This is a genomic window from Bradyrhizobium sp. LB8.2, assembly GCF_040548035.1.
Classification (GTDB): Bacteria; Pseudomonadota; Alphaproteobacteria; order Rhizobiales; family Xanthobacteraceae; genus Bradyrhizobium.
Genome location: NZ_JBEPQV010000004.1, coordinates 23,063 through 44,164, shown reverse-complemented (window position 1 = coordinate 44,164; position 21,102 = coordinate 23,063). Strand labels below are relative to the sequence as shown.

Annotated in this window: 27 protein-coding genes and 1 pseudogene; 15 read left to right on the top strand and 13 right to left on the bottom strand. The window is 62.7% G+C overall.

Annotated features, from left to right (window positions below; translation table 11 throughout):
* Positions 1-7: 7 nt before the first annotated feature.
* A complete protein-coding gene (locus ABIB06_RS06590; RefSeq protein WP_354045525.1) occupies positions 8-1,708 on the bottom strand; it encodes a SulP family inorganic anion transporter in 1,701 nt (566 codons plus the stop codon).
* Positions 1,705-2,385 carry a YoaK family protein gene (locus tag ABIB06_RS06585; protein ID WP_247350930.1) on the bottom strand — a complete coding sequence of 227 codons (681 nt, stop codon included), beginning with the start codon at positions 2,383-2,385 and terminating at the stop codon, positions 1,705-1,707. Before ABIB06_RS06585 ends, ABIB06_RS06590 begins: the two co-directional genes overlap by 4 nt.
* A 134-nt stretch (positions 2,386-2,519) precedes the next feature.
* Here ABIB06_RS06585 and ABIB06_RS06580 point away from each other — a divergent pair, with 134 nt between their 5' ends.
* The 3 genes from ABIB06_RS06580 to ABIB06_RS06570 are packed head-to-tail and all read left to right on the top strand — an operon-like array spanning position 2,520 to position 5,715.
* Positions 2,520-4,208: an aspartate-alanine antiporter-like transporter gene (locus ABIB06_RS06580; protein ID WP_354045527.1), complete on the top strand. Its 1,689-nt coding sequence runs from the start codon at positions 2,520-2,522 to the stop codon at positions 4,206-4,208.
* Positions 4,209-4,220: 12 nt separating this feature from the next.
* On the top strand, positions 4,221-5,108 hold the full coding sequence (locus ABIB06_RS06575; RefSeq protein WP_247350926.1) for an alpha/beta hydrolase family protein: 888 nt from the start codon (positions 4,221-4,223) through the stop codon (positions 5,106-5,108).
* Between the two features lie 22 nt (positions 5,109-5,130).
* Positions 5,131-5,715, top strand: coding sequence for an invasion associated locus B family protein (locus ABIB06_RS06570; RefSeq protein ID WP_354045530.1), 585 nt, complete (start codon positions 5,131-5,133; stop codon positions 5,713-5,715).
* 14 nt (positions 5,716-5,729) lie between these two features.
* Here the strand turns inward: ABIB06_RS06570 and ABIB06_RS06565 are convergent, their stop codons facing one another.
* Together ABIB06_RS06565 and ABIB06_RS06560 are read right to left on the bottom strand one after the other, a co-directional pair.
* A complete protein-coding gene (locus ABIB06_RS06565; RefSeq protein WP_354045532.1) occupies positions 5,730-6,098 on the bottom strand; it encodes a response regulator transcription factor in 369 nt (122 codons plus the stop codon).
* Positions 6,099-6,285: 187 nt separating this feature from the next.
* The gene (locus ABIB06_RS06560; RefSeq protein ID WP_247350922.1) at positions 6,286-6,909 is read right to left on the bottom strand and encodes a response regulator transcription factor; all 624 of its coding nucleotides are present in this window, start codon (positions 6,907-6,909) and stop codon (positions 6,286-6,288) included.
* 310 nt (positions 6,910-7,219) lie between these two features.
* On the opposite strand from ABIB06_RS06560, the gene ABIB06_RS06555 reads away from it, so the two are divergent.
* The gene (locus ABIB06_RS06555; protein WP_354045616.1) at positions 7,220-7,903 is read left to right on the top strand and encodes a helix-turn-helix domain-containing protein; all 684 of its coding nucleotides are present in this window, start codon (positions 7,220-7,222) and stop codon (positions 7,901-7,903) included.
* A gap of 113 nt (positions 7,904-8,016) precedes the next feature.
* Here ABIB06_RS06555 and ABIB06_RS06550 read toward each other — a convergent pair whose 3' ends face one another.
* The 4 genes from ABIB06_RS06550 to ABIB06_RS06535 all read right to left on the bottom strand — a co-directional run bounded on the left by ABIB06_RS06550 (position 8,017) and on the right by ABIB06_RS06535 (position 11,246).
* A complete protein-coding gene (locus tag ABIB06_RS06550) occupies positions 8,017-8,466 on the bottom strand; it encodes a potassium channel family protein (protein ID WP_247350919.1) in 450 nt (149 codons plus the stop codon).
* A 33-nt stretch (positions 8,467-8,499) separates the two neighbouring features.
* Entirely contained in the window at positions 8,500-9,693 is a 1,194-nt protein-coding gene (locus tag ABIB06_RS06545) for an acetate kinase (protein ID WP_354068643.1), read from the bottom strand.
* Between the two features lie 200 nt (positions 9,694-9,893).
* Complete coding sequence (locus ABIB06_RS06540) at positions 9,894-10,982, bottom strand: AI-2E family transporter (RefSeq protein ID WP_354045534.1); 1,089 nt, start codon at positions 10,980-10,982, stop codon at positions 9,894-9,896.
* Positions 10,983-11,054: 72 nt separating this feature from the next.
* Positions 11,055-11,246, bottom strand: coding sequence for a hypothetical protein (locus ABIB06_RS06535; RefSeq protein WP_247350916.1), 192 nt, complete (start codon positions 11,244-11,246; stop codon positions 11,055-11,057).
* Positions 11,247-11,630: 384 nt separating this feature from the next.
* Here ABIB06_RS06535 and ABIB06_RS06530 point away from each other — a divergent pair.
* Positions 11,631-11,903, top strand: a pseudogene (locus tag ABIB06_RS06530) (helix-turn-helix domain-containing protein); the annotation flags it as partial.
* On the opposite strand, the gene ABIB06_RS38870 reads toward ABIB06_RS06530, so the two are convergent.
* Positions 11,819-12,070 (bottom strand): transposase, encoded by a 252-nt coding sequence (locus ABIB06_RS38870; protein ID WP_502916522.1) that lies wholly within the window; start codon positions 12,068-12,070, stop codon positions 11,819-11,821. The pseudogene ABIB06_RS06530 and the gene ABIB06_RS38870 overlap by 85 nt on opposite strands.
* Before the next feature lie 132 nt (positions 12,071-12,202).
* Between ABIB06_RS38870 and ABIB06_RS06525 the strand changes: the two genes are divergently transcribed.
* The 9 genes from ABIB06_RS06525 to ABIB06_RS06485 all read left to right on the top strand — a co-directional run bounded on the left by ABIB06_RS06525 (position 12,203) and on the right by ABIB06_RS06485 (position 18,854).
* Positions 12,203-12,493, top strand: coding sequence for a hypothetical protein (locus tag ABIB06_RS06525; RefSeq protein ID WP_354125572.1), 291 nt, complete (start codon positions 12,203-12,205; stop codon positions 12,491-12,493).
* 50 nt (positions 12,494-12,543) lie between these two features.
* Positions 12,544-13,134 carry a site-specific integrase gene (locus ABIB06_RS06520; protein WP_354125571.1) on the top strand — a complete coding sequence of 197 codons (591 nt, stop codon included), beginning with the start codon at positions 12,544-12,546 and terminating at the stop codon, positions 13,132-13,134.
* 262 nt (positions 13,135-13,396) lie between these two features.
* Positions 13,397-14,386 (top strand): NADP-dependent oxidoreductase, encoded by a 990-nt coding sequence (locus ABIB06_RS06515; protein WP_354045538.1) that lies wholly within the window; start codon positions 13,397-13,399, stop codon positions 14,384-14,386.
* Between the two features lie 77 nt (positions 14,387-14,463).
* Complete coding sequence (locus ABIB06_RS06510; RefSeq protein ID WP_354045541.1) at positions 14,464-15,108, top strand: HD domain-containing protein; 645 nt, start codon at positions 14,464-14,466, stop codon at positions 15,106-15,108.
* A 104-nt stretch (positions 15,109-15,212) separates the two neighbouring features.
* On the top strand, positions 15,213-15,623 hold the full coding sequence (locus ABIB06_RS06505; protein WP_354045618.1) for a cupin domain-containing protein: 411 nt from the start codon (positions 15,213-15,215) through the stop codon (positions 15,621-15,623).
* A 94-nt stretch (positions 15,624-15,717) separates the two neighbouring features.
* Positions 15,718-16,692: a GlxA family transcriptional regulator gene (locus ABIB06_RS06500; protein ID WP_247350910.1), complete on the top strand. Its 975-nt coding sequence runs from the start codon at positions 15,718-15,720 to the stop codon at positions 16,690-16,692.
* A 176-nt stretch (positions 16,693-16,868) separates the two neighbouring features.
* Positions 16,869-17,510 (top strand): HD domain-containing protein, encoded by a 642-nt coding sequence (locus tag ABIB06_RS06495; protein ID WP_354045543.1) that lies wholly within the window; start codon positions 16,869-16,871, stop codon positions 17,508-17,510.
* Between the two features lie 29 nt (positions 17,511-17,539).
* On the top strand, positions 17,540-18,286 hold the full coding sequence (locus ABIB06_RS06490) for a nitroreductase (RefSeq protein WP_354045545.1): 747 nt from the start codon (positions 17,540-17,542) through the stop codon (positions 18,284-18,286).
* Between the two features lie 25 nt (positions 18,287-18,311).
* A complete protein-coding gene (locus ABIB06_RS06485) occupies positions 18,312-18,854 on the top strand; it encodes a 4-hydroxylaminobenzoate lyase (RefSeq protein ID WP_354045547.1) in 543 nt (180 codons plus the stop codon).
* Between the two features lie 33 nt (positions 18,855-18,887).
* Here ABIB06_RS06485 and ABIB06_RS06480 read toward each other — a convergent pair whose 3' ends face one another.
* The 3 genes from ABIB06_RS06480 to ABIB06_RS06470 form a co-directional block, all read right to left on the bottom strand.
* Positions 18,888-19,097: a hypothetical protein gene (locus ABIB06_RS06480; RefSeq protein WP_247350903.1), complete on the bottom strand. Its 210-nt coding sequence runs from the start codon at positions 19,095-19,097 to the stop codon at positions 18,888-18,890.
* An 89-nt stretch (positions 19,098-19,186) separates the two neighbouring features.
* The gene (locus ABIB06_RS06475) at positions 19,187-19,345 is read right to left on the bottom strand and encodes a hypothetical protein (protein WP_247350901.1); all 159 of its coding nucleotides are present in this window, start codon (positions 19,343-19,345) and stop codon (positions 19,187-19,189) included.
* Between the two features lie 31 nt (positions 19,346-19,376).
* Positions 19,377-19,625, bottom strand: a complete 249-nt coding sequence (locus ABIB06_RS06470; RefSeq protein WP_354045549.1) for a hypothetical protein — start codon at positions 19,623-19,625, stop codon at positions 19,377-19,379.
* A 157-nt stretch (positions 19,626-19,782) separates the two neighbouring features.
* On the opposite strand from ABIB06_RS06470, the gene ABIB06_RS06465 reads away from it, so the two are divergent.
* On the top strand, positions 19,783-20,220 hold the full coding sequence (locus ABIB06_RS06465) for a PRC-barrel domain-containing protein (RefSeq protein ID WP_502916521.1): 438 nt from the start codon (positions 19,783-19,785) through the stop codon (positions 20,218-20,220).
* A gap of 276 nt (positions 20,221-20,496) precedes the next feature.
* Here the strand turns inward: ABIB06_RS06465 and ABIB06_RS06460 are convergent, their stop codons facing one another.
* Positions 20,497-20,724 carry a hypothetical protein gene (locus tag ABIB06_RS06460; protein WP_063994963.1) on the bottom strand — a complete coding sequence of 76 codons (228 nt, stop codon included), beginning with the start codon at positions 20,722-20,724 and terminating at the stop codon, positions 20,497-20,499.
* Positions 20,725-21,102 lie beyond the last annotated feature (378 nt).

The following is a 21,102-nucleotide window of genomic DNA, read 5'->3' as shown; positions in this document are numbered from 1 at the left end:
GCGATCGTCAGGACGTTCGTTGCGTTGTATTGGCCTGATCGTCGCCCAAGACGCTGTCGAGCGACCGCAACCAATGGCCGCTGTCCGTCTTCTCCGCCAGCCCTTCGGCAAGCAAGAGGTCGCGCAATTGTGCGTGCGCGCCGACGATGCAGAAGGCAATCTGCCGGGAGGTGAGCTCGTCATGGAGGTCGTGCAGCATCCGCGCGCCGGCGAGATCCATGTATGGCGACGCGGACAGGTCACAGACCACCAGCCGCATATCCGGTGCTGTGCGTAGCGCCATCAGGACGGTATCTAGGATCGTCTCGGCGTTGATATAGAGCAATGAGGCTTCCGGGCGAAACGCGATGACACCGACCAGCGGCTCGACGTCGACGTGCCTCGCACGGTCCGAATATCGCCCGCCAGGCAAACGGCCGAGGAACGCCACGTTCGGCCGGGAGGCTCGGGCCAGCAGCAGGACGATTGATGCGATCGACGCAAGCAGGACCCCCTGCAGGATGCCGAGCAGCAACACCGATACCAACGCGATTGCGGCGGCGTAGAAATCGATCCGGCTGACCTGCCACATCCGCAACAGCTTCCGGACATCCACCAGCCTGTACACGGCGGCAAACACGATGGCTGCCAGCACCGCCTTGGGAAGGTTGGTCAGCAGCGCCGTGAAGTACAAGAGGCACAGCCCGAGCGTCATCGAACAGATCACCAGGGCCAATTGCGTCCGCGCGCCGGCGCTGTCGTTGACCGCCGATTGCGACAAGCCGCCCGCGACGGGATAGCCATGGCCGAATGAGGCGGCAAGGTTCGCGGTGCCGAGCCCCAGAAACTCCTGCCGCACGTCGAGGGGATAACCGTGCTTGGCGGCGAAGCCGCGGGCCGCCGAGACACCTTCTATGTAGGCCAGCAGCACACATCCGGCGGCGAGCGGAAAAAGGTCGTCGAATTGCAAAAGCCCGAATGTCGGCCATCCCAGGGCCGGCAAACCCTGCGGTATCTTCCCGGTCACGGGCACACCCATGGTCGGTAAGCCAAGGAGCGTTGCCAACATGATGGCCAGCGCGACGACGGTAATGCCGACCGGCTTGCCCGGCAGAAGGCGTTCGCCGACCAGCAGCAACAGCAATGCGACCGTGCCGATCGCCAGCACCAACGGGTCGATCTGGCCGAGTTGCCCTGTCAGCTCGATGGCCCGATCGAAGAAATTGTGGCCGCCGCCGGCGACACCAAGCAGGCTCGGCAACTGGCTCATGATGATGGTGAGTCCCGCTCCTGCCTTGAACCCGACCAGGATGCTGTCGCTGACGAGGCGCACGAGCACGCTGAGCTTGAACAGCCAGGCGATGAAGCACAGCACCGCTACGGCGAAGGCCGCGAGACTTGCGATCTGCGCATAACGCGCCGCATCACCGCCGGCGAGCGCCCCGACGGTCGAAGCGATCATCAGGGAGATGGCCGAGGTCGGGCCGATCGCAAGCTGTCGCGACGATCCCAGCAAGGCATAGCCGATACCGCCGAGCATGCAGCCATAGACACCAATTTGCGGTGGCAGACCGGCCAGCGCCGCATAGGCGAGCGAAACCGGGATAGCGTAGGCGGCGAGCGTGACGCCCGCGACGGCGTCGGAGGGGAGCCATTCACGCCGATAGGCCGCAAGCCAGCCGGCCGGCGGAAAGAAACGCTTCCATTTGGACTCGGACGGCGTACTCATCGCGCCGCCTCCTGATGCGGCACCTCGCAACGCAGCAAGACGATCAGGAGCGCCACCACGGGAATGCCGAGCGCGAGATCGGGAATGCCTTTGGTGGCGAAGGCCCCGACCGCCGCACCGAAGCCGAACACCGCACATAAAGCGAAAAAGATGCCCGAAAGGCGCAGCGTTCCGCCCTGCGCGCCTCCGGATGCGACTGCAAAGATATTTTCGATAGCTTGGCGCATATTGCCGGTGATCATCACCGTGCTGCAGACAACACCCTCGACCCTGGTGAAAACCGCCGCTTGCATGGCGGCAACGAGCGAAATGCCGAGCGTGCCGGCGAGATCCGGCAAGCGGTTGTGCAAAATGCCGATCGTGATCAGCAGCAGGATCTCGATCAACGTGCTGATCGCACTGGCCCGATCGCCGGCAGCGCGGCGGAGCCATGCAGCGACGACAATGCCGGCCGCAAAGGCGAGGATCGGAGGCACGAAGTGAAGTGCCTTGACCCAATTTCCGGCAGTCGCATAGACCCAGAGAAAGATCAGGTTGGCGGTCTGGGCATTCGCCATCACGCCGTGGATGATCCAGGTATAAGCGTCGATATAGCCGCCGGCGAAGGCGAGCAGCAAAGCGATCACGACCGTTTCATCGGGACGCACCGCCTCCGTGACAACCTCCAGAGTGCTCATGAGGACGACGAGGGCTGCCGCGAGTTCTGCATGCCGTCATTGGCGGCGCCTTATCGGCGGCAAGGCTTGATTTGGATCAAGCCATCGCTGCCGGGCGCAAATCAAATCGGCGCAAAGCGGCGGGGAAGTCGACCATGGATACCGTCAGGTGGATCATCACCACCGCACCGGAAATCTTCTTGCTGCTGGCCATAGCGATCGGCACGCTGCTCGGTCGGATCAAGATTCGCGGCTTCGCGATCGGAACCACTGCCTGCATCCTGATCGTCGCCGTCCTGATCGGACAGCTCGGCACCTTCGCATTTCCGTCCCTGCTGCGGGTGATCCTATTCAGCCTGTTCGTGTTCACGATCGGCTACCGATCCGGGCCGGAGTTCTTTGCCTCGCTCAGCATGCGCACGCTGGCGCAGGTCGCCATGGCGCTCGTGCTCGGCGGCACCGGACTCGTCATCGTGCTGGCGTTTGCCTTCATCTTCAGGCTGGATCCCGGCACCGCGTCCGGCATCGCCGCCGGTGCGCTGACGCAATCCTCCGTGATCGGCACCGCGTCGGGCGCGCTGGCGCAACTGGGCCTGCCGAGCGACGCCTTGAAGCAGCAGGAAGCCAACATTGCAGCCGGATACGCCGTGACTTACGTGCTCGGCTACATCCTGACCCTGCTGTTCGTCCCATTCGTGGCTCCGAAATTGATGAGGATCGACCTGAAGGCCGAAGCGAAGAAGCTGGAGGCGGAGCTCTCGGGTGATGCCGCGCCACAGACCGAGAACCTCGCCTACCGGAAATTTCAGGGGCGCGCCTATCTGGTCTCAACCGCAGCGGGCCGCTCCGTCAGGTCGATCGAGGAGGACATCGGCAGCCGCGCTGTCGTCGAGCGCATCGTTCGCCAGGGGATCGATGTCGAACCCCATCTGGATACCTTGCTTGAGGCGGGCGACAACGTCATCGTCGCCGGGCGCACTGCAGCCATGGTTGCCGCCAGGGCAGTCATCGGCACCGAGATCGACGCCGATGAGATCCTCAAAGCGATTCCCGGCAACGTGATCGAGCTGCTGGTCGACAATCGCCAGCTCCACGGCCGCTCCATCAAGGACGTGGCCGAACGCGTCGGCGGCGATGCGCGTGGCGTGTTCCTGCGCGCGTTGACGCGGATGGGCCGCGAAGTGCCGCTGAGCCCTGATACGCGGGTCTATATCGGCGATGTCATGACCCTGGTCGGCAGCACCCGCCACATCGAGCGGGCCGCTGCGAATGTCGGCCAGATCCTTCGCGCCGGAGACCGCACCGATATCGCGTTCTTGGCCGCCGGCATCGCGGCCGGCCTGCTCGCCGGCCTTGTCAGCTTCAAGGTCGGCGGCGTCGCGCTGACGCTCGGCGGCGGCGGTGGCGCGTTGATCGCGGGCCTGGCCTGCGGCTGGCTCCGCTCGCGCCGGCCGACCATTGGCGCGCTACCGCCCGCCGCGCAGCAGACGCTGAGCGATCTCGGTCTCGGCGGATTTATCGCGGCAATCGGGCTCGGCAACGGCGCCGCAGCCTGGGCCGCGATCCAGGCACATGGAATGCTGCTGGTCGGCATGGGTCTCGTCATCACGCTGGTGCCGCTGATCGTCGCGACGCTGTTTGCCCATTACGTGCTGCGCATGAACCCGGTCATCACCTGCGGCGCGCTGGCTGGTGCCATGACGGTCGACGCCGCGGTGACCGGTGCCTGCGACGCCGCCGAGAGCCAGACGCCGGTGCTCGGGGTCGCCGTACCTTACGCCGTCGGTAACGTCGTGCTGACGGTGCTCGGCCCGATCATCGTGGCCGCCACGTATGTTGGTTGACGGGAGATGCCGATGCGATCCGCTGATCTGTTTCGATGGCTGGCCGCAATTCTCGTCACCATCGGTGTCGCCGGGCCGGCACGTTCAGCAGACACGACCGACGCCGTAAGCATCCAGGAGGAGATCTGGGCGCTGCCCCTGCCGCTGCCGATGTTCGCCTATCTGGTGCGCCCGGTCGGCGACGGCCCCTTCCCGCTTGTCATCATGAACCATGGCGTCTCGCTCAACCCGACCGATCGCAGCTTCTTTCCGCTGGTTGAATTCCGCGACGCCGCCAAATGGTTCGCAAAGCGCGGCTATCTCGTGGTCGCGCCAGTCGGCAGCGGCTATGGCGCAGCCGCGATCGACATTCCCGAGCGCGCGCTCTACGGCCCGTTTTTCTCAAAGGTCGGCAAATGCACGAACGCCAACTTCCACGATGCGGGCCTGGCGGTCGCGCAGGTCGATCTCTGGATCATCGACTACATGGCAGCCGAGAAGCGCATCATCCCGAAGGATGTCATCGTGGTCGGTCAATCCGCGGGGGGCTGGGCCTCGATCGCGCTATCGAGCGCAAACCCGCCTCAGGTGAAAGCCATCATCACGTTTGCCGCGGGCCGCGGCGGTCGCGTCGGCGGCAAGCCCAACAACAATTGCGCCCCCGACAAGCTGGTCGAGGCGACCGCGGATTTCGGCCGGACCTCGCGCGTCCCGATGCTGTGGATCTATATCGAGAACGACACTTTCTTCGGCCCCGATCTGTCGAAACGCATGCATGCAGCGTTTACCGCTGCTGGTGGCCAGGCCGAGTATCACCTGATGCCCCCGTTCGGCAACGAGGGTCACTTCTTCATCGGCTCGCCGGACGCGATCCCGCTCTGGTCGCCGCTAGTAGCGAAATTCCTCGATGCGCGGAAATAGGGCTCAGCTTTGGAGGCACAACATGTCTGGTCGCCATCATTGTTTCGCAGGAGTTCTGGTCGTCTTGATCGCAGCGACCGCAACATTCCCCGCCCGCGCAGCATCGAAGGCGGCGCAAGCCGGCAGGCCGGCAGAAGTCGCAACGCGTGGACAGCGCGAGGCCAAGGACATCACCTACGGCGATTGGCAAAAGCTCTGCTTCAAGGCCGGCGGTGCACCGACGCTCTGCCGGACCTCAATCACCGGCAAATTCCCGACCGGTCAGATCGCCGTGCGCGTGGACCTGATCGAACGTGAAGGCACCGCGACGAAACGGCTGCAAGTGTTCGTGCCCGTCGGCATGTACCTGCAACAGCCGGCCAAGCTGACCGTCGATCAGGGCGCACCTTTCCGCGTCCCCTATAGCTGGTGCGTCACCAACGCGTGCATTGCGGCCGACGTCGTGGCTCACGACATCGTCAAGGATATGGAATCGGGCAAGACGCTGGCGCTCGAGGTCGTCGATTCCAGCCTGCTGGCGCTGACGACCATGGTGCCGCTGGCGCAGTTCGCGTCGGTCCACAAGGGCGCACCGGTCAAGACGCTCGAGCAATATGTCGACGAATGAAATTCTTTGCACTGCTACGCGGCACACGCACGCGTCACTGACTCGATGAGAGACTGCGCCGAAAACGGCTTGGTCAAGTAGGCGACACAGCCCGAAGTCATTGCAGCAGCGCGGCTCGCCGCACTGTCATTGCCGGTGATAAAGATCACAGGCGCGGTGACACCTCTCTCGGTGAGTTTCCGGCGCAAATCGATGCCGGACTGTCCGTCGAGATTGATGTCGAGCACGATGCAGACCGCCCTATCCAAGCCGCCATAGTCGAGCAAGGCGTTCGCGGATGCGAACTGACTCGCAATGAAGCCATGCTCACGCAGCAATCTGTATATGCTCGTCCGAATGGACGGGTCGTCGTCGACGACGAGAATGGACCGGCGTGTCGGCAAGTGACAATCTTTCGCGTCGGGCGCCACAAATGGCAGCTTGCACCCGCATTTTTTAACGCGCGTTCTGCCTCCCGGCTTTGAAGGCAGAACGCCACATCCGCTGCGCGCCAATAACAGCACCGCATCGATGACTTTTTCTATTGTCCCTTGGGGCAGTCACATTGCGGGAACCGTAGCGACAAATTAGTCAATCGCCATCCGCATCGAGCATTCCCAGCCGCTCCGCGATCGAAACGAGTTCCGCAAACGAACGAACCTGCATCTTTTCCATGACCTGGTGACGATGCGCTTTCACGGTGCGCTCGGTCGTTCCAAGCTCATGGGCAATCTGCTTGTTGATCCGTCCTCGCACCATGAGATCAAACACCTGCCGCTCGCGGTGCGTCAGCGTAGCAAGGAGCGTACGAAGCGAATTGAGCCTGCCGCGTTGCGCGCGGCCGGCGTGCTGACGCGCCAGCGCGCGCTCGATCGCGTCGATCAACTGCTCCGAGCAAATCGGCTTAGTCAGAAAATCCTCCGCACCAGCCTTGATCGCCCGCACCGTGGTCGGTGTGTCGGCGTGCCCGGTCAGGAATATGATCGGCAGCGCCGAGCCTTGCTCGATCAGGCGGCCTTGGAGATCCGGGCCGCTCAGCCCGGGTATGCATACGTCGAGCAAAATGCATCCCGCCTGCTCGTCGTCCGGCCCGGCGTGCAGCAAGTCCTCCGCCGAGGCATACGTCGCCACGTCATAGCCGGCGAGCTTCAGCCGGCGCGCGACCGCCGTTCGAAACGACTCGTCATCGTCAACTACGTGAACGAGACCTGGCAAGCGTCACCTCTCGTGAGAAGCCACCGAGATCAAATGAACGTTCGTCACTCGCGAATCTTGTCTTCAAATAGTTCGAAAATGAAAACATCCGCTGCGTCTGCAGATGTATTCCGGCAATTGTCGTGACTTCTCATTTTGCGCAGGAAAAGCTCCTGATGTCCCTTGGTACAATGAACCTTATGGCAATGGATTGAAATACCGCCATGATCGTAAATCAACTTGGGCGGGAGCGGAATAGCGCGGCGCATTCCCTACTAGGAAATTGCGTCGTCCGACGGACCAATCCGGCGATGAGCTAAGGAGTTGGCCTATGTTCGTTCGCACCACGACGGATTCCGCGCTGCGTCCCAATTCACTCCGTGACATCGGAATGACCAGCCATTCCAACGCGCTCATCAGTTTAACTGACTTTTTTTACAGAAAAGGCACCGAAATCTACGGCGAGAGAGAACCCGCCGAATATGTCTACCAGGTCAAATCTGGTGCAGTGCGAAGCTATAAGCTGCTGACGGACGGCCGCAGGCAGATCGGGGCCTTTCACCTCGCCGGCGACATCTTCGGTCTGGAAAACGGCATCGAGCACCGCTTCACGACGGAAGCGATAGTCGATACCACGGTGCGGCTGGTCAAGCGGCAAAGCCTCGAAATGGTTGCCGAAAGCGATGCAATGGTCGCCAAAAACCTGCTCAGCATGACCACGATCAACCTCCAGCACGCGGAGGATCACATGCTCCTGCTGGGACGCAAGACCTCGCTGGAACGGGTGGCGGCGTTCCTGCTCGAAATGGACAAGCGCTTGACGGCATCCGGCATCATGGCGTTGCCGATGTCGCGGCGCGATATCGCCGACTATCTAGGCCTGACACTGGAAACAGTATCCCGCGCCCTGTCGCGGCTGCATGAACTCGGCGTTCTCGGCTTCGTCGGCAATACCCAGCGCCAGATCGTGCTCTTGGACCGCCATCAGCTCGCAGACCTCGATCTGCAGTCCTAGGGCAAAGAGCAGGAACGCTGACAGTTTGGTCACCACGCTGGCGCCCTCTTCCTCAGACAGGCGCAGCCATCGCGCTCCATTTTGAGCGGCGTGGCAGATCGTCGCGGTTGCGGTCAGGACCGCTTGAAGCCCGGCGCTTCTGTCACGCCGAGATGCTCGAGTGTCTTGCGCAAGACCTCGAACAGGATGGCGGCCGACCAGCCGAACAACAGCACGCCGTTCATGGCGGTCAGCGGGCCGATGAGCCGCCATTCACGCACCGGCGTGATGTCGCCGTAGCCGAGTGTGGTGTAGTTGACGAAAGCAAAATAGAGCAGATCGCTGCCGGGCGCCGCGGCCTGGACGATGCCATACGTCCAGGCCCACACCAGGATTTCCAGCGTGTGCGCGACCGTCAACACCGCGGCCGTCGCAATCATTACGCCCATCAAGTGCAATCTTGGTCTCACGGTTGTCCGAAGGCCGGCCCTGCGAGCAATCGAGACGGCGACGACGGTCACCAGCGCATGAATTCCGATATTGGTCATTCCGACCAGTGCGCCGACGAGAAGCTGAAGCAGCATAAGGAACCAACCAGTTTTTCGGCGGGCGCCTGCTCAGTGTGGCGACGGCCCATTCAACAAAATCGCCAACGTATGCCGCGCGATCGTCAATTCGTCATCCGACGGGAGCACATAGATCGGAATGCGACCATCATGGCGCGAGATCAGCCGTGCGTGCTGCGCGTTGGCAGGGGCATCCAGTGTCGCACCGAGCCAGCTCAGCCTCTCGGCGATGGACGCGCGGATGGCGGCCGAGCGTTCACCGATCTCGCCGGTGAAGACGAATGCGTCGAGACCCTCCAGCGCGGCCGCAAGGAGACCGGCATCGAGGCCGGCCCGGTAGCCCAGACGCTCGACGGCATGTCTGACTTGAGGAGAGCGGGCCCCCTCCAGCTCCAATGCGACCTCCCCTGCACCAGCGGGGCCGCTGAGCCCGTAGCTGCGCCGGGAAGCGTCCTGTAGCGCCTCGGTCGGCATGCCATTCTCCGACCTGAGCAACTGGGCGATATCGGGGTCGATCTCGCTGGCGAAATCATCGGCCGGCAGCGGACCAAAGGCATAGCGTGCGGGGATGCACTCGACACTGCGCCCGTCCCGGAGCGCGCACATCGAGCTGCTGTCGCCGAGGCGCGCAACGATCACGCGGCGTTTTGCGATGCCGGGCGCCACGAGCGACAGGGTTCGCGCAACTGACTCGTAGGATAGACCGTGCAATCCGGAAGGTCTTACGGTGCCTGCGTGATGCTGATACGGGCTGACGCTGCCGTCACTCGCAGCCGCGCGGCTGAGGTGAAATGCAGTGTCGAAGCAGGCGACCTGCGGTAGCGCTGGATGATCGGCCCGGATCGCACGGATCGGCGCGAGATTATGCAGCTGATGCAGCGGCGCCGAGGCTACCAGCTGTTCTAGCCGGACCATCACGGCGTCATCGATCAAGATCGGTCGAGCGTGCTCGGGCCCGCCCTGAACGATGCGATGGCCCACGGCCAACGGGCCGACCCTCAACTCATCGCGCAGCCATGCGTCGATAGCCGCGAATGCCGCGGCGACGTCACCTACATCCTCGTTGCGGTAAGCGCGATGCGCCAACGAATCTCCGTTCATCCGGCGCGCCTTCAGGCGCGGGCAGCCGCCTACCCCCTCGAGCCTTCCGTTGATTTGCCCTTCCAGCCGCCCGTCGCCTTGCACGGAGAAGAGCTGGAAGCTCACGCCCGCTGCGTTAGCATCGATAGCAAGGATCGTGTCCATGGCTGTCAGTCACCAGCCATCGGGACCCGGCCGCGAACCGCGGACACCTGCCCGAGTGCGCAGTCATCCTGCGACGTCTGATTAGCCATCGACATCCACGTGCCCGAAGTCATGCCTCACCTTCACGTACTCAAGGCGTGCCGGAAACCCAGCGATTGACTTATGTCAAAGGTAGGTCAGATGCCGTGCCGCGCAGGCATTCAGTGCTTGCCGGTCTTCTCTTGAGCCGCGACGCGATCGCTCCGGACCCAGGCCGCCGCCAGCTCCCAGGCGACCGACAGGATGATTGGACCGATGAAGAGACCGATAATCCCATGCGCGAGCGTTCCGCCGATCACGCCGATCAGGATCACGAGGGTCGGCGTGGTCAGGCCGCGCCCCATGACGAGTGGCTTCAGGATGTTGTCGAGCAGGCCGACGGCGACGAAGAACGCGGTGAGTAGCAGCGCCATGGTGACGTCCTTGTCCATCCAGATCCAGATGACCACCGGAAAGAGGACGAGGAACCCCCCGATCTGCACGATCGACAGCAACAGGACGATGACGGCAAGCAACCCGGCACCCGGGATGCCTGCGAATTTGAAGCCGATGCCGGCCAGCAACGACTGCACGATCGCGACGCCGATTACGCCCTGCGCCACAGCTCGGATGGTGGCGCCGGCGAGCTCCAGAAAGTGCTCGCTCTGCTCCGGCACGATGCGGAACAGGAAGCCGCGAACCGCGGCGACGAGCTGCGGCCCCCATGGGAGAAGAAAGCCGGTGACGAACACCGACACAAGAAACTGCAGCGTGCCGAGGCCGGCATCGCCCGCGAATGAGAGCATCATCCCAGCAATCGGCTTGAGATACGGCGCCACCTCGCGCAGCATGGCGCGAATGTTCGTGTACGCCAGGTTCCAGAGGTCGTAGAGCTGCGGGCCGATCACCGGCCAGCTCTTGATCTGCTCGGGAGCGGACTGAAGCACGATCTCGCCGGTGCCGATCTGGCCCGCGAGATCCCTGATCGCTTCGACTGCGCTCAAGCCCAGCCAAGCCGCAGGACCAATGATGATGCCCAGCGTGACCAGGGTCAGGAGGGCTGCGGCCAAGCGAGGACGGCCGCCGAGGCGCTTGGCGAGCCAGCTGAAGGCCGGGTAGAACGCCACCGCAAGTACGCCGCTCCAGGTCAGGATCGGCACGAACGGCCGGATGATCAGGAACGACCAGAACATCAGCAGCGCCAACAATCCGAGCCGGATCACGAGCTGAATGATGTCTTCGGCGGGGAGGAGCTGGCGAAGTGTCTTCAAGGACCGCTCCGATCTGGAGGAGACGCTCTCGAGGAGTCATGCGGCCCTAATCGAGCGGTAGTTTGATTCAGATCAAGCTTGCCAGGGCCGATCCTCCCGGGATGGAATGATGAAGCGCTCGCAGCGCCGACGGCGGATGCCTAAGCCAAAAAACCGACGAATAGTGATTTGGGCCGACTGCGCATCTAGGCAGCGTTTACCAACCTTTGCCCGGAGGCATTCTGCCTCGAGTTCTTCGAGGGTCTTCAGCGGCATCTCTTCCATGAGTGTCCCTCCCCGGGTCCTGAGAAAAGGCCTAAGAGCTTGAACGCGCTCATCTCGAGCACAACGATCGTTCGCAATTCGTAACACGATCGCTGTCCCGTTTTGCGTTCATCCCAGTCCGTGCCGCGCACCATCGGTGTCCCGCGGCGAATAACGAGCACAGCCATCCTGTTGTTTGAATTCGGATTTACGGACCTTCTAACGAGGTGCCAGCAAGGTCTCAGCACCCTCGCCCGCCGCTTTTCCTGCTAGGGCAAAGACAATCTGGGCTGAATTAAAATAGAAAATTCAGTATGTTATTGGTGAGCGGCCCGAGACATAGGTAACATTTCGTACCGGACACATGGGTTACACTTTTCGCTTTTTTGCGAGCAGGAGGTGTGGATGCCGTGGAAAGCGAGTTCGGTCATGGAAGAACGCCTGCGCTTTGTCGCCCGCCTGTTGGACGGGGAGGCCATGACGGACGTGTGCCGGGATTTCGGCGTCTCGCGCAAGACCGGCTACAAGATGTTCGATCGCTACAAGGAGCACGGTCTTGAGGCCCTGAGCGATCGCTCGCGGCGGCCGGTGCGCTACGCCAACCAGCTGCCGGAGCAGCTCGAGAGCCTGATTGTCCGGCTCAAGGGCGAGAAGCCGCACTGGGGCGCGCGCGGGATCGAAGGACGTCCCTCGCTGGCGTATAGCTTTCCAAGGCTGCGGTTCAAATCACTCAAAACATCCCGGACAAGTTCCCGGACCTTCCGCAGCGGATGGTTCGCTGGCACACGTTTATCCGGCGCGATGTACGAAAACAGGCCGCCCTGATCCGTAAACCTGCCGCGCATGATCGTCTCCGCCGATTCGAGATGATAAAGTGAATCATCAACACCGCGACCTGACGAAGATGAAGACCACGGATGCTTACCGGTGGATCAACAGTCTCAGGAAGACATACCCGCAGAAGTTCGATCAGGGACGTGTGGATCGCCGCCATCAAGGCGACGGCGGGCTATTTCGTGGAACAGACGAAACTGAACGTGAATCCTTTCGCAGGAATAAAAGTCCGAAAGGACGATCCGAGCGCGACGAAGGAGAACAAGGTCGAGCCCAGAACGCCTCCCAGGAAGGGCTTCAACGAGAACGAAGCTCGGATCATCCTGACGGCCACGCTCGCGACGCCGAGCCATCTGACCTCGGCGGAGATGAAGGCCGCCAAGCGCTGGCTCCCTGGCTCTGGGCCTACAGCGGCGCCCGCGCGAACGAGCTAACCAGCCTCCATCCCTACGACATCACGGAACATGGCCATGGAATCCGGTGCATGGTGATCAAGCCGTCGCTCGAAAAGACCGAGCAGTGGCGCGTCGTTCCCATCCACTCCCACATCCTGGAACAGCCGGGCTTCCTCGAATACGTCGAGGAGCGCAGGAAGCTCAACAAGCCGCTGTTCTACGACCCGGAGCGCAGCCGCGGCGGCAAGGCCGGCAATCCGCAGTTCAAGAAGGTCGCCGAGCGGATCGGCGAGTGGGTGCATGGTCTCGGAATCCCGAAAGGCGTCAAACCCAATCACGCCTGGCGCCACCTGTTCAAGAGCGTGGCGCGGCACGTCAAGATGGACCGCGAGGTCGAAGCATTCATCACCGGCCACCGCCCCAAGGATGCCAACGCCGGGATCGAATACGGCGACCCTTGGGTCAAGACGATGTACAACGAGATCGAACGCTACCCTCGCTTCCAGATCGAAGCCTTGGGTACCGGGGAGGCCGGTATCCGAAAGACAGGCAATTCACGGCCTTTTCGGGAGTGTCGTGCAATTCCACACTGTTGCGGGGTGAAGTTTCTGGAGGCGCGGCGCTCCTGCGGAGGTCCGAGTTGTCTTGCCACCCGTTCTTGCTCGCCTGGCGTGCCCTGATCGGTCCTCCATCGGACCGCCTCTCCAGCGATCTCGGAGCCCAGCGTGTCGAAACCTCTTGCGGCGAACTCTCCGGCCGCCGTTTGTCAGAAAAGGACGTTCGGCTGTCCTGATCCGTAGGATCTTGTCCGTTGTCCAAAGCAGGGCTCCATGGCGACATGCGGGCAATCCCGTCTGGGCCGAGGAGACAACCGGGAAAACCGCAGCAAGGCTCCGAGAGTGTCGGCGGTACTCGCGACGAGCTGAGCGCAAGGAGAGTGAGATGGCCTCGAGCAGCATGGTTACTCAAGTTACGGAAGCGCGGACCGGATCGACGATGATGGCGTGGCGCGTACATGAGTTCGGGCCGCCGCAGGTCATGCAGTTCGAGACCCTCTCCCGTCCGGAGCCCGGGCCCGGCGAGGTCCTGGTCAAAGTTGCAGCTGCCGGAGTAGGGCCATGGGACGGCTGGATCAGAGCCGGAAAGAGCGCCTTGCCGCAGCCGCTCCCGCTCACTCTGGGCTCGGACCTTTCCGGTGAAATCGTCGCCGTTGGGCCCGGTGTCTCGCAAGGACGTGCGGGAGAGCAGGTCTACGGTGTTACGAACCCGCGGTTTGTCGGGAGCTACGCCGAGTACGCGTTGGCTTCCGCGGAGATGGTCTCAGGCAAGCCGAACTCGCTAACTCACGCCGAAGCCGCCTCCGCCCCCGTCATTGCCGTCACCGCATGGCAGGCGCTGTTCGACCACGCGACCCTCAGAGCGGGCCAAACCGTGGTCATTCACGGGGCGGCTGGCAACGTGGGATCCTACGCGGTCCAATTGGCTCGTCACGCGGGTGTGCAGACCATCGCAACGGTATCGACGGCCGACGCTTCCTTCGTGCGCAACCTTGGCGCAAACACGGTGATCGACTATCGGAGCCAGCGCTTCGAGGAGGAAGTGCGGGATGCGGACGCCGTCATCGATCTCGTCGGCGGCGAGACGCAAAGCCGCTCGTTCCAGGTCCTTCGTCGAGGCGGCAAGCTGATCTCGGCAGTGTCCCGCCCGGATCAGGATCTCGCAAAACAGCACGGTGTGGAAGCCACCTTCTTTTTGGTCGACGTCACGAGCCGGTGTCTGACGGACATCGCTCGCCTCCTCGATGGTGGAGAACTGCGAACGAACGTCGGCGTGGTCTTGCCCCTCGCGGATGCGCGCGAGGCTCACTTCATGCTGGAGGGCGCGCGGCCCCGGCCAAAAGGCAAGATCGTGCTCGCGGTTGGAGCGGACTGACCGATCTCGCGCCTCTCTTGCGCTCACGCGTCCGGAGCGCCAGCCAAGCCCATCGATTTTTGTTGAAAGGACAAAAAATGACACCCCGAACTCCCGCCCCGGCCCTCGTCATTCCCGATTCCTTGCTGGCGAAAGAGGCGACAGACGTCCTGCGCGAGCATTCCACCGATCTGCTCTTCAATCACTCGATCCGCGTGTACCTGTTTGCGGCGGAGCAGGGTCGTCAGAAAAAGCTGCGCTTCGACTCTGAGCTTCTCTACGTGGCCGCCGCGTTCCACGATCTCGGCCTGATCAAGAAATTCGCGAGCGCAGACGAACGCTTTGAGGTCGATGGTGCAAATGCCGCCCGGCAGTTTCTGAGCGCGCACAACATCGCCGAAGACCAGGTGCAGACGGTCTGGGAAGCGATCGCGCTGCACACCACTCCCGGCATCCCGAAGTACATGGGTCCGGAGGTCGCGCTCCTCAATTCAGGTGTTCTGCTCGATGTCGTCGGGGTAGGCTTCGAGCAGTTTCCCGCGGAGCTTCGCGAGGAGATCGTCGCCAAATATCCCCGCACGAATTTCAAGGAAGGCTTCGTTCAGGAGTATTTCGCCGGTTTTGCGCACAAGCCGGCGACCACGTACGGCACCGTCAACGCCGCGGTCTGCGAACGCTTCATGCCGGGGTTCGAGAGCCCCAACGCCTGCGACTTGATCGCGGGTTCGCCCTGGTCTCACTAGAAGAGGAGGTCATGATGTCGATCAGTGCATTCACCAATCGAATAGCCGCGCTGTTACGCCGTTCAGCGATCACGCCCAGACCGGGAATAGAATTGCCACGCACGATGTTCTTGGCGATCGTAGCAGCGGCCATTGCGGGAGCTTCGCCCGCCATCGCTCAGGATCGGGAGCAAGTCAAGCCCGTCTTCGAGCACGCGCTGCCGAACGTCGAAGGAAAGAGAATGGCTGCCGTCCTGGTGAGTTATCCTCCCGGCAGCAAATCGCTGCCTCACCGCCACGCGGCGTCGGCCTTTATCTACGCCTATGTGCTGTCCGGGGCCATCCGCAGCCAGGTCGGCAATGCCCCTGCGCAGGTCTATCACATAGGCGAGGGCTTTTATGAAACCCAAGGCTCTCATCACAGGATCAGCGAGAACGCGAGCGACACGGAGCCCGCCAGCTTGCTCGCGGTCTTCGTGGTCGATTCCAAAGACGGGGCATTGACGATCCCCGACAAGGACGCAGCACCGAAATAATGGCGCGACAGGCTCGCCTGTCCAGACACCGCCCGGCCTTTGCACTGTGTGAATCACATGCATAATAAGGCGCCCGACTGGAGAGGCATTAAAGGTGCCGGTACAAGCCGTCGCGATCGTCGTCTACGAGGGGGTCCAGGCCTTGGACGTGGCAGGGCCGATGGACGTGTTCAGCGAAGCGAACATTTTTCTCGACAGTGCCGACCGCTATGAATCCGTCCTCGTTGCTGCTCACCACAATCCGCTGCGCGCCTCGAACGGCATACGGCTTATTGCCGATCTAACGCTTGAGGAGGCGACGGGTGGGTTCGACATCGTTCTGGTGGCCGGCACACCCACCCCACCTGAAACGGAGCCCGACCCGCACTTGCTTCAGTGGGTCAAGGAGCTGCCGTGGCGGTCGAGCCTCTATGGTTCGATCTGCACCGGGGCTTTTGTCCTTGGCTATGCCGGTCTGCTCGACGATCGGCGTGTCACGACCCATTGGCAGGATGCGCAGGCGCTGGCGGCCAGGTTCCCAAAGGCAAAAGTCGAACCGGATTTGATCTATGTCCGCGATGGGCGGCTGATCACCGCCGCGGGTGTAACGGCGGGAATAGATCTCGGTTTGGCGCTGGTCGGGCAGCGCCACGGTGCGGAAACGGCGCTCAAAGTGGCCAAGCGGCTGGTCGTAGTCGCCCAGCGCCAAGGCGGACAGTCTCAGTTCAGCCCCTATCTCACCGCGCCAGCCGATCCGGAATCGCCGATCGCCCGTATCCAGGACCATGTGATGGCGAACGTCGGGGATCGCCACTCGCTGGAGTCCCTTGCCGCCGTCGTCGGGATGAGCGCCCGAAATCTGGCCCGGCATTTCGTGCAGGCGACCGGGATCACGCCGCACGAATTCATCGAGCGCGCCCGCATCGATGCGGCGCGCATGATGCTGGAGGGAAGCGACCGGCCGCTGAAGGCGGTTGCATTCGACTGCGGGTTCGGCTCGGCGGATCGGATGAGGATCGTGTTCACCGCCCGCCTTGGCGTCAGCCCCATCCAATATCGCGCGAGCTTCCGGCGGGCGACACCGGAATAGACCGCGCGCTCCCCGCCAAGGCAACGCTCGCGATCCTGCTTTCCCTACAAAGCGTCATGTCAGGAAAAGACGTGCGGCTGTCCTGATCCGCGGGATGTCCTTCCTTGTGCGGAGCGGTGCCCGGTTGGCAAATAGGCACAAGCAACCAGCCCGCTAGGCAAAAAGGAGAGCGCTCCATGTCCGAGATCATCGCCGGCATCCGCCTGCCCGACAGTGCCATCGCCCGCGCCGCCACGCAGCTCGTGCGCGATACCGAAGACGACCTACTCTACAACCACAGTCGCCGCGCCTTCCTTTGGGGTGCGCTCACCGCCGAGCGCCACGGCCTTAAGTACGAGCCGGAGCTACTTTACCTCGGCGCGATGTTCCACGACATGGGCCTCACGGAGAAGTATTCCAGTTCCGACCTGCGCTTCGAGGTCGACGGGGCCAATGCCGCGCGCGATTTCATGAAAAGCTACGGCCTGCCCGAGCGTGAGATCGAGGACGTCTGGACCGCGATCGCGCTCCACACCACGCCAGGTATTCCCGAACATATGCGACCCACCATCTCGCTGGTGACCGCGGGTGTCGAGATGGACGTGCTCGGGATCGCCTATCACGACTTCACGCATGAACAGCGTGACCATGTCTGCGTCCATCATCCGCGCGAGACGAACTTCAAGGAGAACATCATAGATCACTTCGCCAAAGGCATCATCAAGAAGCCGCTGACCACGTTCGGGAACGTGAAGGCTGATGTCCTTGCGCTGAAGGACATCAGCTATGTCCGCCAGAACTTCTGTTCGATCATCCTCGGTTCGGCCTGGCCGAACTGACCTTCGTTGCTGGACCGGAGTAAATCCAGATGAGCGTCATCCGAGCCAGGATGTGCGGACCTGAAGAAGCCGTGATCGGACCGAGCGAGGAGTGCGGCGCTGCGCAGAGCCCGATCGACGAGATCATGACCCGCCGGATCGCGTGCCGTGACTTTTGCGATGCTCCGGTCCCGCGACGGACGATCGAGCAGATCCTCCACGTCGCGCGCTTCGCGCCAAGCGGTGCGAACATTCAGCCCTGGCATGTCTACGTGCTGAGTGGCGCCGCCAAGGCCAACATCTTGGCGGCGCTGCTGAACGCGCATGAAACATGCCGGGACGAGCACGTCTCGGAATACAAATATTACGCCAGCGAGTTACCTGATCCGTACCTGAAGCGACGACAGGAATTCGGGCGGCTGTTCTACGGATCGCTGGGAATCCGCCAGGCCGATGCCGAGGCAAGAAGCAGGCAGACCGCGAAGAATTACACGTTCTTCGGAGCGCCCGTGGGACTGATCGTGACGATCGATCGCCGGCTGGAAGCCGGAAGCTGGCTCGATCTCGGCATGTTCGTCCAGAACGTGATGCTCGCCGCAGCGGGACGCGGACTTCAGTCGTGTCCGCAGGAGACGTTCTCGAAATATCACCGGATCTTGCGCCCCCTGCTCTCGATTCCGGAGGAGCAGACAGTGGTGTGCGGCATCTCGGTCGGGAAGCCCGCAGTCGAGAGGCAGCGATTGATGCCGCGGGCGCATGTAGATGAGTTCGCGACGTTCTTGGGATTGGACGCGTAAGAGACAATCAACAGAGGAGATCGCCATGGCGGGTCGAGAAGAACTGATCCAGCGCAGCATTTCTTTTCTCCGCGAAGTGAAGGACATGACGCCCGGAGCCGATATGGAGCGCTGGCTCAACGAGGCGTACGGCGAAAGCAGCGCCCTCTATCGGGATCTGTCTCGTCTGATCAAGATCGGGGTCGAGGAGGGCTGGGCGGCGAACCAGGAGGTGGACGGCCCGAACTACCGGCGCAGCCGCATCGTCGAGCCGACTGCCGAAACCTTCCAGTTCAGCCTCACGGCGGTCTACATGAACAGCGCTGCTCTACGCCGGTTCAAGGACGAGGACGACCACGACGTGCTGCGCGGGCAGTATCACGGTCATCCCTATGGCGAGATCAACCTCGTGGTGCCCTTGGACGCGGGCGCGGAGTTGAAGGGGTTGCAGGGCTGGCAGGGACCCGGCTGGACGGCGCCCGAACCGGGCAGCAGGCACTTTCCGGAGGTCAGGGGCGGTGCGGTGATCGCGCTGTTCTATCTCCCGGCCGGACGCATCTCGTACGATTTCAAGGCTCCCGCCGGCTAGGTGCAAACAGCGCAAACGAAGGCTGTTGCGCCGTCAGGCCTCGCCAGGTCCGGAGAAGATCGTCGCCGGCGGTGTGGTGCGCGGCAGCGGAAGCGGGCGCTCGACCGAGTGCGCGGGGCGCGAGCCTCCTTTGGTGTCGTACCGTTTGGCCAGATCCAGCAGGCGTCGCCTGGTGAAAGGGTCGGCCTTCTCGGCGATGGTCCGGACCCGGTCGGCGAGACCCCGATAGAATTCCTGCTCCATGACGCAACCCCGCAACATCACCGATTGCAGGAATTGAGTACGTGAGAGGCCGAGGAGTCAAGGCACCGGACGCGCCCGTGCTGCGGTGGTCAGGCGGTCGACGCTCTCCGGAGTGCGTCCCGCTCCAGGCAGAGATCGTCGATTTTCGCGCGCATCCTCGAGAGCAGCAGCTCGGCCGAGGCGGTCGCGAGGCCGGCCCGCTGAAGCATCCGGATTTCGCGCTCCTGGGCGCGAATCTGCCCGCGCATCCGGCGATCTCGTTCCGGACCCGGTGGAGTTTCATAGGGTGCTGAGATCGTCCGGAACGTCCCCGAACTTCCGGATCAGCTTGGCGCCGCTGAAGTCGCCGCTCGAGGGATCTCCGGTCCGCGAGAACGCGATCGCGCCGGCATGCCCCGGCTTGCGGGAGAGCGCCTCCGCCCGCATCACCGCGGCGTTGGCGCTCAGGCATTCCGCCGCCTCGCCGGCGGCCATGCCGTCGTCGGAGAAAACGAGCGGCAGAGCTACATAGTAGGTCACTTCAGACATCTGCCTCATCCTTGCGTTCGCGCGCCCCTGGGAGTCCCCGGGCGTAGCCTCTCGACACCTTCGTCCGGAGCTCGTCGGCCTCGGCCTCGAGAAAGTCGACGGCGACGAGCAGCGCCCTGACCGCCTCCCGGGCGTCTCCGCCGCAGGCCGCGATGGCCTGGTCGGCGGCGGCCTCGCGGCGACCGCCCAGCCGGCCGATGCGAAGATGGCGCTCAAGGGAATTTGGCGCGCCTCGAAGCTGATGGGCCTGAACGTCTACAACGAGGCCAACGAGAAGCTCGGCGACATCAACGAATTGCTCGTCGACAAGAACGGCAAGATCCACGCGGTGGTCATCGGAGTCGGCGGCTTCCTCGGCATGGGCGAGCACGACATCGCCGTCTCGATGGACAAGCTGAAGTTCGTTGAAGAGCCGGTCCGGACCAGCTCGAGCGGCACGTCGACCACGTCGCGCGACACGACCACGACCGGGACCGCGTCGACAACCACGACGAACCGCACCACGAACGATTGGGTCCCCGACCACGCCGTCATGAGTGGCAACAAGGAGCAATTGAAGGCGCTTCCGCAGTTCAAATACTCGGACTACAACTAGCGCGACGCGTGCTCTCGGCGAATTAGGGCCCCCACTACGGGGCCCTTTTTTGTGCCCTTGGGAGCCAGTGTACTGACTGCAACGCAAAACGGCCCGCCCAGATCATTGGGCGGGCCGTTCATCCGTGCGGTGTATCCGCTCAGTGCATGTGAACCAGGAAATAGCCGACGCCGCCAACAACCAGGACGGCGGGAACGGCCCACAAAATCAGTACAGGCATTTCTCCTCCAATCGCTGTCAGAACGCTTCAGACGGCTCTTGACGCCGCCGCGGCTATTACTGCTCGGTGCAGACCTTCGTGGTCTTGACCGCGGACTCCGCCTCGACCTTGGTCTTGTAGACGCCGTCGCCCACGACCGTCGTGGTGGTGGTGGTCGGCTTGCTGTCGACGATTGTGCACTTCTTGGTGGTGGCGTCGCGCACGATGTAGAACTCGGCGGCGCTGGCGGCCTGCGTGCCGAGGGCGAAGGCGGCGAGAGCGCCGCACACGATAAGCTTCTTCATGATGTCCTCCTCAAAGTGAAAAATGACTCGTAAGTAGTCATCGCCAACGACGCCGCGCGACCGAAGTTCCCACTCTCGCGATCTGCACCATTTCGGGACAACAGAAACCGCGCTTCCCACGGAACTGCCAAGTTTTCCCGCAATGGAACCCAGCGTCCCGCCCGAGCTTGTTCGACGTCCGCATTAAGGAGGTTCAGATGAACAAGCGATTATTCTTGGCTACCACCGCTGCAGTCGCGATCGCGACTTCCGCTTTGCCCAGTCTTCTCCGAGCACGTCGAATTCCAATCTGCCGACGCGTCAGCAGGATTCCACATCCACGACGCCATCCTCTTCGACGCCGTCGTCATCTTCGGGATCCGCACAGTCCGCCAATCC

Coding starts and splice junctions, on each gene's coding strand:
- ABIB06_RS06590 (WP_354045525.1), bottom strand. CDS start 1,708: ATGAGTACGCCGTCCGAGTCCAAATGGAAGCGTTTCTTTCCGCCGGCC.
- ABIB06_RS06585 (WP_247350930.1), bottom strand. CDS start 2,385: ATGAGCACTCTGGAGGTTGTCACGGAGGCGGTGCGTCCCGATGAAACG.
- ABIB06_RS06580 (WP_354045527.1), top strand. CDS start 2,520: ATGGATACCGTCAGGTGGATCATCACCACCGCACCGGAAATCTTCTTG.
- ABIB06_RS06575 (WP_247350926.1), top strand. CDS start 4,221: ATGCGATCCGCTGATCTGTTTCGATGGCTGGCCGCAATTCTCGTCACC.
- ABIB06_RS06570 (WP_354045530.1), top strand. CDS start 5,131: ATGTCTGGTCGCCATCATTGTTTCGCAGGAGTTCTGGTCGTCTTGATC.
- ABIB06_RS06555 (WP_354045616.1), top strand. CDS start 7,220: ATGTTCGTTCGCACCACGACGGATTCCGCGCTGCGTCCCAATTCACTC.
- ABIB06_RS06550 (WP_247350919.1), bottom strand. CDS start 8,466: ATGCTGCTTCAGCTTCTCGTCGGCGCACTGGTCGGAATGACCAATATC.
- ABIB06_RS06545 (WP_354068643.1), bottom strand. CDS start 9,693: ATGGACACGATCCTTGCTATCGATGCTAACGCAGCGGGCGTGAGCTTC.
- ABIB06_RS06535 (WP_247350916.1), bottom strand. CDS start 11,246: ATGGAAGAGATGCCGCTGAAGACCCTCGAAGAACTCGAGGCAGAATGC.
- ABIB06_RS38870 (WP_502916522.1), bottom strand. CDS start 12,070: ATGCGCGGCAGGTTTACGGATCAGGGCGGCCTGTTTTCGTACATCGCG.
- ABIB06_RS06520 (WP_354125571.1), top strand. CDS start 12,544: ATGGTGATCAAGCCGTCGCTCGAAAAGACCGAGCAGTGGCGCGTCGTT.
- ABIB06_RS06515 (WP_354045538.1), top strand. CDS start 13,397: ATGGCCTCGAGCAGCATGGTTACTCAAGTTACGGAAGCGCGGACCGGA.
- ABIB06_RS06510 (WP_354045541.1), top strand. CDS start 14,464: ATGACACCCCGAACTCCCGCCCCGGCCCTCGTCATTCCCGATTCCTTG.
- ABIB06_RS06505 (WP_354045618.1), top strand. CDS start 15,213: ATGTTCTTGGCGATCGTAGCAGCGGCCATTGCGGGAGCTTCGCCCGCC.
- ABIB06_RS06495 (WP_354045543.1), top strand. CDS start 16,869: ATGTCCGAGATCATCGCCGGCATCCGCCTGCCCGACAGTGCCATCGCC.
- ABIB06_RS06490 (WP_354045545.1), top strand. CDS start 17,540: ATGAGCGTCATCCGAGCCAGGATGTGCGGACCTGAAGAAGCCGTGATC.
- ABIB06_RS06485 (WP_354045547.1), top strand. CDS start 18,312: ATGGCGGGTCGAGAAGAACTGATCCAGCGCAGCATTTCTTTTCTCCGC.
- ABIB06_RS06480 (WP_247350903.1), bottom strand. CDS start 19,097: ATGGAGCAGGAATTCTATCGGGGTCTCGCCGACCGGGTCCGGACCATC.
- ABIB06_RS06475 (WP_247350901.1), bottom strand. CDS start 19,345: ATGCGCGGGCAGATTCGCGCCCAGGAGCGCGAAATCCGGATGCTTCAG.
- ABIB06_RS06470 (WP_354045549.1), bottom strand. CDS start 19,625: ATGTCTGAAGTGACCTACTATGTAGCTCTGCCGCTCGTTTTCTCCGAC.
- ABIB06_RS06460 (WP_063994963.1), bottom strand. CDS start 20,724: ATGAAGAAGCTTATCGTGTGCGGCGCTCTCGCCGCCTTCGCCCTCGGC.